The sequence below is a fragment of the Mumia xiangluensis genome (assembly GCF_010994095.1).
Classification (GTDB): Bacteria; Actinomycetota; Actinomycetes; order Propionibacteriales; family Nocardioidaceae; genus Mumia; species Mumia xiangluensis.
The window spans coordinates 67,652-77,462 of the sequence record NZ_WJYO01000008.1; the positions used below are offsets into that span (position 1 = coordinate 67,652).

Genomic DNA, 9,811 nt, shown 5'->3' on the forward strand with positions numbered 1-9,811 from the left:
CCGCGGCGGGGCCCGTGCAATGCTATCCGAGGCCCGGATGAGTCTCGCGGGTCGGCGACGAGGAGGACACGTGGACGGCAGGTACGACATCCATGTCCGAGGGCAGCTCGTGGTGGTCTCGACCCAGCCTGGGGCGACCGTGGGTGAGCTCCGTGACAGCTGTGACGACGTCGTCGTGTCCGACGGCGAGCTTCCCCGCAGTGCCGGGGTGGTGTCGGGCTTCCTTCTGTCAGGGAGCCTTCCCGCCGACCTCGTACGGCTCGCCGTCGCGCGCGTCGCCGAAGAGCCGCAGCTGCAGCTCTTCGTGGACCTCGGCCGGCTCGACGGGGATCTGAGCTCGTACGCTCCGCTCGGTGTCGATGGCGTGGGTTGGCTCGGCGACGTGCCGGTGGTGGCCATGTCGGTGGGATCGACGCGGACGGCGGGCGAGGTCGACGACCTGTGGGCTCGCCTCCTGATGAATGATCCCCGGCGAGCAGTGGGCCGTGAGCGTGAGGATGTCACGCGCCTGCGGTCGGTTGTGGCCGACCTGCGCAACAGTCTCGAGGTGAAGAACGAGCGGCTCGCTGCTCAGCGCGAGCGTGCTCAGCGCGTCCGTGCGCGGCTCAAGAACGAGAAGGCCGCCCGCGCGAAGGCCGAGCGCCGGCGCGAGGCGGTAGAGCGATCCCGCGTTGCGCGCGTCTCGCGTGCGTCCTCGGCGATGGTGCGCCGACTGGGAGGGCGCCCGGTCGTCGCCGTTGCCGGTGCTGCGGCCTTCGTCGTCGTCGCGGTTGCGGTGGGCTGGCTCGCGGCGGCCGGCGGCATCGGCGCGGGGATCGTTGCTGCCTGTGCATTCGTCGGCGCTGTCGCCTCCCTCGCACTTGTCCTGTGGGCAGTGCGACGCGCTGCGTCCGTCGCGCAGGGTCAACGTCATGCCGTTCGGAAGGCGCTCGAGATGTTGGCAGAGCGGCACGCCGAGCTCACGGAGGACCTCGAGTCCGAACGGACCAGGCATGCCGAGGAGTGGCAGGAGCTCCAGGTCTCGGTGCGACGCCTCGAGGTGGGGCAGTCTCGTACCGCCACGGCCGTCCGGGCACTCGAGACGGGCTTGAACAGGGATGTCAGCAGGCGGACCGTCGAGAACTCCGCTCAGCTCGCCCAGATCCAGTCGGCCATCCACCTGTTCTCTCTGCTCCCTGTCGAGGGCAGGGTTCCCGCCATGGGTGGATGGGCGGCCTCGCCGGATCTGGTGGAAGTAGTCGTCGACGAGCTGCTCTCGCGCCGGCCGTCGCTCATCGTGGAGTGCGGAAGTGGTGTCTCGACGCTCTGGTTCGGCCTCGCCATCCGCCATTTCGGTCTCGACTGCAAGGTCGTGGCACTCGAGCACCACGAAGGTTTCGGGGAGCAGACGCGAGCCGTCCTCGCTCGCCATGGCCTCGGCGACGTTGCCGAGGTCCGGGACGCTCCCCTGACCGAGGTCGATGTGGCCGGCTACCGCGGCCGTTGGTACGACCCCGCGGCGCTCGAGACTCTCTCCGATGTCGGACTGCTCCTCGTCGACGGCCCGCCGGCCGCGACCGGAGTGCACGCCCGTTTCCCGGCGGTGCCGATGATGCGGGACCGGTTCGCCGACCGGGTGTCGGTCGTCCTCGACGACATGATTCGCAACGACGAGCAGGAGGTCGCTCGCATGTGGGAGGAGCTCCTGCCGGGGTTCTCGCGCGAGGACCTCCGCCTGCAGAAGCGAGCGACGATCTTTCGGCGAGGCTGACTGGACCGCAGAAGGGCACCCGCCCATCAGCGGTCGTCGGATCGCCCGAACACGGCGTCCAGGACCCGCTCGGAGGCCGAGCCGTCGTCGAGCGGGGCGAACCGGGCACGGAAGTCAGCACGGGCGCGGGCGTAGCCCTCGCTCCCGGAGAGCGCCTCGGACAGTGCGTCGGCCACCTCGTCGCTCGTGCGGACGAGCGGCCCGGGTGCCTGCTCCTCGAACGGGAAGTAGAAACCGCGGAGGTCGTCGCGGTAGTGGTCGAGGTCGTAGGTGTAGAACACGATCGGCCGGTCCAGCGTTACGAAGTCGAACATGACCGATGAGTAGTCCGTGACCAGCACGTCGGCGACCAGCAGGAGCTCCTGCGTGTCCGGGTAGCGCGACGCATCGATGGCGAATCGGCGAAGGTCCTCGGGGACCGTGACCCGCCCACGAACGACCGAGTGCATCCGCAGGAGAACGACGACGGAGTCGCCGAGCCGGTCGTGCAGGCGCGCGAGGTCGAGCTCGGCCTGCGCCGCGAACCCCCCGCCGCTCGTACGGTCGTCTCGGAAGGTCGGCGCGTAGAGGACGACGCGCTTCTCGGCCGGGATCCCGAGCCTGCGGCGGACGAGGTCCGCTCGCTCGTCGGCGTCCGGCCAGTGCAGCACGTCGTTGCGGGGATAGCCGCACTCCAGAACGCGACCCTTGTACTGGAAAGCGCTACGGAAGGCCGCCGTGGCGTACGGGCTCGGGGAGACGAGGTCGTCCCAGTAGCCGGTCATCTTCGTGACGCGCTCGAGGTAGTCGTCGCGGCGACCGTGGACCTGCTCCAGGTCGTGCTGCATCTTCTTCAGCGGTGTGCCGTGCCAGGTCTGCACGTAGCGGGTCCCGTGGGCCGGGCGCAGGTAGTGCGGAAAGTTCTGGTTGTTGACCCAGTGGCTCGCCCGACCCAGCAGCCAGAAGTATCGCGGACTCAACCGCCGTACCTTGCGCGTGCTCGGGTCGGGGAGCCGGACGGTCGAGTCGTTGACCCACACGAGAGTGCTCTCGGTTCCACGCTCGAGCAGCTTCTCGTAGAGGTAGCGAGGACTGTCGCCGTACTGCTTCCCGTTCGCGCTCTCGAAGACGACGAGGTCGCGTCGCGGCAGCAGCGTCGCCAGGCGGTAGAGCACGCGCATGGCGGGGAAGTAGAAGCGGCTCTTGCGGAACCGGTTGAAGAGAGCACGTGACGGGGAGGCGCTGCGCAGACGCCGCACCGGCGTCAGTGGGGACCAGGCGCGGCGAACCACCTCGTAGATCCGCTCGTTGTTGTCGCGGTCGCGGCGCTCGAGGAACGCGTCGGCCCGCGCGCGGTTGCGCTCGGAGATCGTCATCCCTGCTTTGAGCACCTCGTCCAGCCGATCGAGCGCCTCGTCGTGCGAGAAGGCGATCTCGCCCGGAAGGTGCGCGTCGAGGTCGAGGTGTGAGCCACGGGCACCGAGGAACCGCGCGCGGTCGAACTGGAAGTAGACCACCGGACGGTGGAGGAAGCTGAAGTCGAACCCCACGCTGGAGTAGTCGGTGAGCATGACGGCGCTGCGTTTGAGGAGGTCCTGGACCGGCGCGTCGCCCTGCTGCAGGACGACGACGCCGGGGGCGTCGAAGCGCTCTGCGTACTCGCGCATGTTCGGGTGGAGGATGAACCAGACGGCCAGCCCGTGGCGGCGGATCATCTCCTGGAACCTCGCCGAGGTCAGCAGCCCGTTCCACTGCTCGAAGAACTCACTCTCGCCGAAGTCACGCGCTCTCAGCCAGTCACGCCAGGTCGGGATGATCAACAGGGCGCGCTCGACGTCCACGTCGTCGGCGAGTAGCGCGTCGAAGCGCGAGAGACCGGTGACTCGCACCTGGCCGGGGAAGAACTCGAAGTCATCGACCACCATCTCGCGCTCGCGCTCGGAGCTGACCAGGAACAGGTCGGTCCGGAAGTCCGTCGACGCACGGCGGCCGTAGTTGCCGGTCATGTTCTTCGTGCCCATCACCCCGTGCTGCAGGAACACACGCACTCCGCGCGACCACCGTACGAAGCGAGGGCTGCGCGAGGCGAGCAGGTACTCGGCGTGGTGCGAACCGACAAGCCGCGACGCGAGCAACGAGTAGAGGATGTGACGGCGAGAGCGGTGCAGGACGACGTTCCCGTACGGCTCGACGTTCGCACGCTCAGGGGAGTCACGCTCGATGACGTAGTACGCGCGTCGACGGGGGTGGCTCGTGCGGATCCACCGGAAGAAGTGGAAGCCGGTGTCCTGCGCCTTGTACGGGAGCTCCCCGATCAGCCAGATCCTGCTGAACGGGCGGACGAGGGCGAACGCCCAGCCGAGCCGTAGCACGCGGCGCATGAACTCGAGGTCGGCACTCGAGAACTGCTCGACCCTCAGGCAGAGCCGCTGTGCTTTGAAGCTGAAGTAGGGAGTGACGAGGTGGCCTGTGTCACCGGCGGACACCTCGACCGCGCGCAGACGGCGTCTTACCCGGTACGGCGGTATGCGGATCCCTCGCTCGACGGTTTCGTCGAAGCCCTCGAGCGTGAGGAGCAGAGCGAGGTCGTAGATGTCGCTGTCGTGCTCCCCGGCCCGAGCAAGGACACCCACGTCGAAGTCTGCGTCGACGCGGTAGCGGAGCAGGCCGTGGAGGCGACGTGTGTCCTCTTCCAGCGGCCGGATGCCCACGGAGAGCCGCGTGGCGTCCCCGCTCTCACGCGAGATCACCGCCAGGACGGCCGAGACCACGCGGACGTTGTGCGTGACGACGTCGGTAGCGAAGGCGATCCGGCCGTGGCGCAGGGAGATCTCGCGGGTCCACAGCGCCACCTCACGGGAGCGCTCGGCCTGTACGCGGATGCTGACGTTGCCTTTGTGCGTCATGTGAACGGTCGCGGTCAGCCCGTCGACCTCTGTCGGTGAGACGGCCCCGCCGCGATCGGTCGACGCGAACCGGCCGAGACGACGAGGGTCATCCTCGCCGGAGACCTTGATCCACAGGTCGATCCACTCGCACGAGGGGTCCGCCCGGACCGCGGCGGAGATGTCGATGTCGAAGCCGACGGTGCCGTCTCCCCGTTCCTCCCGGACAGGGACGACCGTCGTCTCGCGCCCGGTGTCGCGGTGTCGCAGCAGCAATCCCTCGATCCGCGAGCGATCAGCGAGGGTCACTTCGACGCACAGGTGGTCGCCGGTCAGCCGGAGCCTCAACGCACTCTCCGGAGACCGGGTCGGGCCGCCCCGCCGACGGCCGAGGACGATGCCGCTCACGATGTGACGGAGCCCGGCCACACGGCATCGACCACGCGGGCGGTCGCGCCACCGTCATCAAAGGGAACGAACTGCTCGCGCCAGGCGGCGTAGGCGCTGCGGTGCTCCGCTCGCAACGACTGCAGGTCCGACAGGGCTTCTGCGACGTCCTCGCTGGTGTGCAGCACGGGGCCTGGTGCGATGTCCTCGAGCACGAGGTACAGGCCGCGGCTGACGTTCTGGTACTCGTCGAGATCCGGGACGAAGAAGACGATGGGACGCCCTGTCACCGCGAAGTCGAACATCAGCGACGAGTAGTCGGTGACCAGCACGTCGGTGACGAGGAACAGTTCGGAGATGTCGGGGTACAACGTCACGTCGAGCACGTTCGGCCCGTGGATCCGTCGGTCGTGGCGGATGTTCTCTGCGTGGCCGCGGACCAGCAACGTCATCGACGAGCCCAGGCGCGCGACGAGCGTCTGAGGATCGGGTGGCAGCGGTGTGCGACGCTCGTTGTCCTCCCGCCAGGTCGGCGCGTACAGGATCACCGGGGACTCAGCCGAGAGTCCCAGGCGCTCGCGGACGCGACGGACCCGCTCAGGGTCGGGTGGGCCGCTCAGGATGTCGTTGCGCGGGTAGCCCACCTCGAGGACAGGCCCTTCGTACCTGTATGCACTGCGCAGCGCATGGGTCATGAACGGGCTCTGGCTCACGAGAAGGTCCCATCGCGAGACCTCGTCGCGCACGAGCTGTTGGTAGTCCGCGTCCAGGCCGCGCGGGCGGCGGTCGAGCGCGAGCTTCTTCAATGGTGTGCCGTGCCACGTCTGGACGAACGTCTGGAACGGACGGTGCTCGAAACGACGGAGCCAGTCGTTGGTCACGATGTAGCGGGCGGACCCTCGGGCGTCCCGCCACCTCCGGGTCCCGATCAGCACCTTCTCGTCGCCCTCGGGAACGGGCACAGAGGCCTCGAACACGCTCCACACGCGTCGAAGCTCCGGCTGCCGCCGCGCCACCTCGTTGCGGATCGCCAGCGGGTTGCACGCTGCTCGCTTGCCGAGGAAGCTCTCGAAGAGCACGGCATCCTCCGGTGCGTAGTGCCGCGAGCGATACGCGGCATCCTCGCGGCGCTGACCGAGCTCGCTCCACTCCTCGGCCTCGCGCGGCGGTGCCAGCCTGACCTCAAGACGGTTGCGGGGGCCGCGCTCTGGACGGACCATCACGGCAGGCGCGGACGTCCACCGGCCACAGGCGCGTCTGACGGCCTCTTCGGTGAGCCGGACGAGGACCTGGACGCCGTCGGGACGCACCGCGTCGGCGCGGTACGTTCCGATCGGCAGCGGAAGCGCGTCGGTCGACCAGAGCTGTGACGCCGCGAAGAGGGGGACGTTGGCGGCGAACCGTCCGTCTGTGACCGAGACGTGCGCGGTGCTGTCGGTGCGAGGTCCGCTGAGGACGAGCGTGAAGGTCTCGCAGCCGGCCGCCGCGCGGCCACGCAGGAGCAGCTCCGGAAGCTCCCCGGGGACGACCTCGACCTCGTCGACGACGACCTCGTCGGCCGGGTGGGTGACGTCCAGCTTGCCGGTCGGCGTCACCACGATGCTCAACGACCCGGCCTGTGCGGGCGCGTCTTCCTCGGACCAGTGGACGGGCCTGCGGCTTCCCCCGGCGAGGCCCACGTGAGGCTGCCAGACACCGCTTCCTGCGGCCGGGAGGGGAAACCGGAGGCTGGCGCGCCACCCTCCTTCCACCTTGGCGCCGTCCTCGACCTCGCCGTCGAGCACGGCACCTTCCGGCCCGACCAGCTGCGCAGCGACCGGGCGCCGCCCGGTGATGGTGGCGCCGATGGTCCATCGCCCCTCCGACACCGACGAGGACCGGGCGGTCACCTGGCGTCGTACGAGGCGGAGGACAAGTCCTCGGTCCGGCAGCCAGGTCGGCACGACCTGTGCTCCGTCGTCGAGGAGCCGACGGGGGATCCAGCCGGCCGACGCACGTCGGAAGAGGGTCGTCAGCGGGCCGGACCACCGCTGGGCGCCCGTCCCGAGCGCGATGCGCACGTCCCAGTCCGTCCCGGGAGCGCCGTCGGGCACAGGCAGCTCGGCCGCGAAGGCGCCGGCGGCGTAGTCGTGGTCAGGGTCGGCCGCGACGTGGTTGACCTCGGGGTCACGCCGGCTCTGTGTGCGCACGTCGATCGTGCGGCCGGTCGCAAGATCTGTCAGCGAGACCCGCGCCGACGTGGGGATGGACTCCATGGCGACGCCCCCGACGTACACCCAGCCCGCGATGGTCAAGGACCCGTCGGGTGACCACGACGCTGATCGGAGGGCGGCAGTCCACGTGGGAGGGGGTGCAGACGGGGTCGGCGTCCGACGGCCCTTCAGGCCCCAGGAGCGCGCACGCGATCGCTCGAGCACCCATCTCACGCGACCGCCTCCTCCTCGGAAGCCCTCCGCCGGTAGCGAGCGAGTCTATCCTGAGTCTCGTTCCGTCTCGGGTTTGTCGACATGCCGGGGGCTTGACGTGGTCGTTGGTCGGGCGGGGTGGGTACGGCGGCTGTTGCCGTGGGGTGGTCCGCGGGTGTCGGTGGTGGTGCCGGTGTTCGAGCCTGGGCAGAACATCGTGCCGTTGTTGGCGTCGTTGGATGCGCAGTCGTTGGGGCGGCGTGCGGTGGAGCTGGTGTTCGTCGACGACGGGTCTCGTGATGGGGAGACGTTGGGGTGGTTGCGGGCGCGGGCGGCGGAGCGTTCGAACATGGTGGTGGTCTCGATCGCGAACTCGGGGTGGCCGGGGCGTCCGCGCAACGTGGGGTTGGAGCGGGCGCGGGGTGAGTATGTGTTCTTCTCCGATCAGGACGACGAGCTGTTCCCGGAGGCGTTGGAGCGGATGGTCGCGATGGCTGATCGCAACGGGTCGGACGTGGTGGCGGGCAAGGTGGTGCGGGTCGGTGGGGGGACGCCGTACTGGGGGTTGGCGCGGCGTGACGTGGAGCGTGCGGATCTGGTTGCCGACGGGGTGATGCAGTCGCGGACGGTGCACAAGCTGTTTCGGCGGTCGTTCCTGATGGAGCACGGGATCCGGTTCCTGGAGGGTCGGGTGCGGTTGGAGGATCACCACTTCATGGGTCAGGTGTTCGCGTGCGCGCCGGTGGCGTCGGTGCTGGCGTCCTACCCTTGCTACCGCTGGATCGATCGCCGCGACGGCACCAACAACTCGGCCGCGACGGTGACCCAGGCGGCGTACTGGGAGCACTACCGTCGCGCGGTCGACGCGGTGGACCGTCCGGGCGCAGACCCTGCCGTGGTCACCGCGCTGCGGACGGTCGGTGCAGCCCAGGCCATGGGGCGGGCCGTCGTCGCGAACGTGGACCGTATCCCGGCCGATGATGCGGCCGAGATCTTCGACGCGGTCTCGGACTTGGTCCGCCGCTCTGTCCCGGAGTCAGTCGACCCCCACCTGCCGGTGTGGCGTCGTGCGGAGGTTTCCGCACTCCGCCGCGGCGATGCCGGCGACCTCTTCGCGATCCGGCGCGCGGCGCGCGCGACGGTCGTCGACGCCGAGCTGATCGACGCCTCGTGGGACGACGGTCTGCTGCGGCTGGTCGTCCTGGCTCGCCTGCGTACGACCGATCCCGCTCTGGTCCGGACGGTGACGAGCGCCGGCGTGGACGGGGTCTCCGAGATCGTCGTGCCGGCGTACTCGGAGCCTGCGCTGGCGGTCGGCTCGCCCGATGCGGGCTGGGCGGAGCTGTCGATCCGTGAGCGAGACTCCGGGATCGAGTGGCCGGTCTCGACCGTACGGTGCGTGGTCGAGACACCTCGTTCAGGCGACATCCTGCAGACGGCGACCGTCGAGGCCACGCTCGATCCCCAAGAGGGCTCGTTCGGGCAGCGGCTCGACGCCGGGCGGTGGACGCTCTACGTGCGATCGCGGCTGATCGGTCGCGGTGCGGTGCGGCCCGTCCCGCTTCCGCCAGGGCACGCCGTACTCGCGGGACGCGCGCGCGTGCGGTCGAAGGGAGCGCTTCGGCGTGCCCGGGTGCGCCGTGGCGCCAGGGGAGCACTGGTCCTCGTGCTGCGCGACGGTCGTTCGGGCACGCGTGCAGAGACCCGACCGGAGCAGAGCGTCGACGTGGTGGGGGCTTGACGTGGTCGTTGGTCGGGCGGGGTGGGTACGGCGGCTGTTGCCGTGGGGTGGTCCGCGGGTGTCGGTGGTGGTGCCGGTGTTCGAGCCTGGGCAGAACATCGTGCCGTTGTTGGCGTCGTTGGATGCGCAGTCGTTGGGGCGGCGTGCGGTGGAGCTGGTGTTCGTCGACGACGGGTCTCGTGATGGGGAGACGTTGGGGTGGTTGCGGGCGCGGGCGGCGGAGCGTTCGAACATGGTGGTGGTCTCGATCGCGAACTCGGGGTGGCCGGGGCGTCCGCGCAACGTGGGGTTGGAGCGGGCGCGGGGTGAGTATGTGTTCTTCTCCGATCAGGACGACGAGCTGTTCCCGGAGGCGTTGGAGCGGATGGTCGCGATGGCTGATCGCAACGGGTCGGACGTGGTGGCGGGCAAGGTGGTGCGGGTCGGTGGGGGGACGCCGTACTGGGGGTTGGCGCGGCGTGACGTGGAGCGTGCGGATCTGGTTGCCGACGGGGTGATGCAGTCGCGGACGGTGCACAAGCTGTTTCGGCGGTCGTTCCTGATGGAGCACGGGATCCGGTTCCTGGAGGGTCGGGTGCGGTTGGAGGATCACCACTTCATGGGTCAGGTGTTCGCGTGCGCGCCGGTGGCGTCGGTGCTGGCGTCCTACCCTTGCTACCGCTGG

5 protein-coding genes are annotated in these 9,811 nt (G+C 69.6%); 3 read left to right on the plus strand and 2 right to left on the minus strand.

Going from position 1 to position 9,811, the window contains the following annotated elements:
• Window positions 1-70: 70 nt before the first annotated feature.
• Window positions 71-1,750 (plus strand): class I SAM-dependent methyltransferase, encoded by a 1,680-nt coding sequence (locus GH747_RS21880; RefSeq protein WP_163695203.1) that lies wholly within the window; start codon window positions 71-73, stop codon window positions 1,748-1,750.
• Window positions 1,751-1,776: 26 nt separating this feature from the next.
• On the opposite strand, the gene GH747_RS21885 is transcribed toward GH747_RS21880, so the two are convergent.
• Complete coding sequence (locus GH747_RS21885; RefSeq protein ID WP_149767118.1) at window positions 1,777-5,022, minus strand: CDP-glycerol glycerophosphotransferase family protein; 3,246 nt, start codon at window positions 5,020-5,022, stop codon at window positions 1,777-1,779.
• Window positions 5,019-7,256 carry a CDP-glycerol glycerophosphotransferase family protein gene (locus GH747_RS21890; RefSeq protein ID WP_149767116.1) on the minus strand — a complete coding sequence of 746 codons (2,238 nt, stop codon included), beginning with the start codon at window positions 7,254-7,256 and terminating at the stop codon, window positions 5,019-5,021. Before GH747_RS21890 ends, GH747_RS21885 begins: the two co-directional genes overlap by 4 nt.
• A gap of 31 nt (window positions 7,257-7,287) precedes the next feature.
• On the opposite strand from GH747_RS21890, the gene GH747_RS21895 reads away from it, so the two are divergent.
• Both GH747_RS21895 and GH747_RS21900 read left to right on the plus strand, forming a co-directional pair.
• On the plus strand, window positions 7,288-9,147 hold the full coding sequence (locus tag GH747_RS21895) for a glycosyltransferase family 2 protein (RefSeq protein WP_228552792.1): 1,860 nt from the start codon (window positions 7,288-7,290) through the stop codon (window positions 9,145-9,147).
• 70 nt (window positions 9,148-9,217) lie between these two features.
• The coding region (locus tag GH747_RS21900) for a glycosyltransferase family 2 protein (protein ID WP_407663289.1) at window positions 9,218-9,811 on the plus strand (594 nt) is incomplete at its 3' end.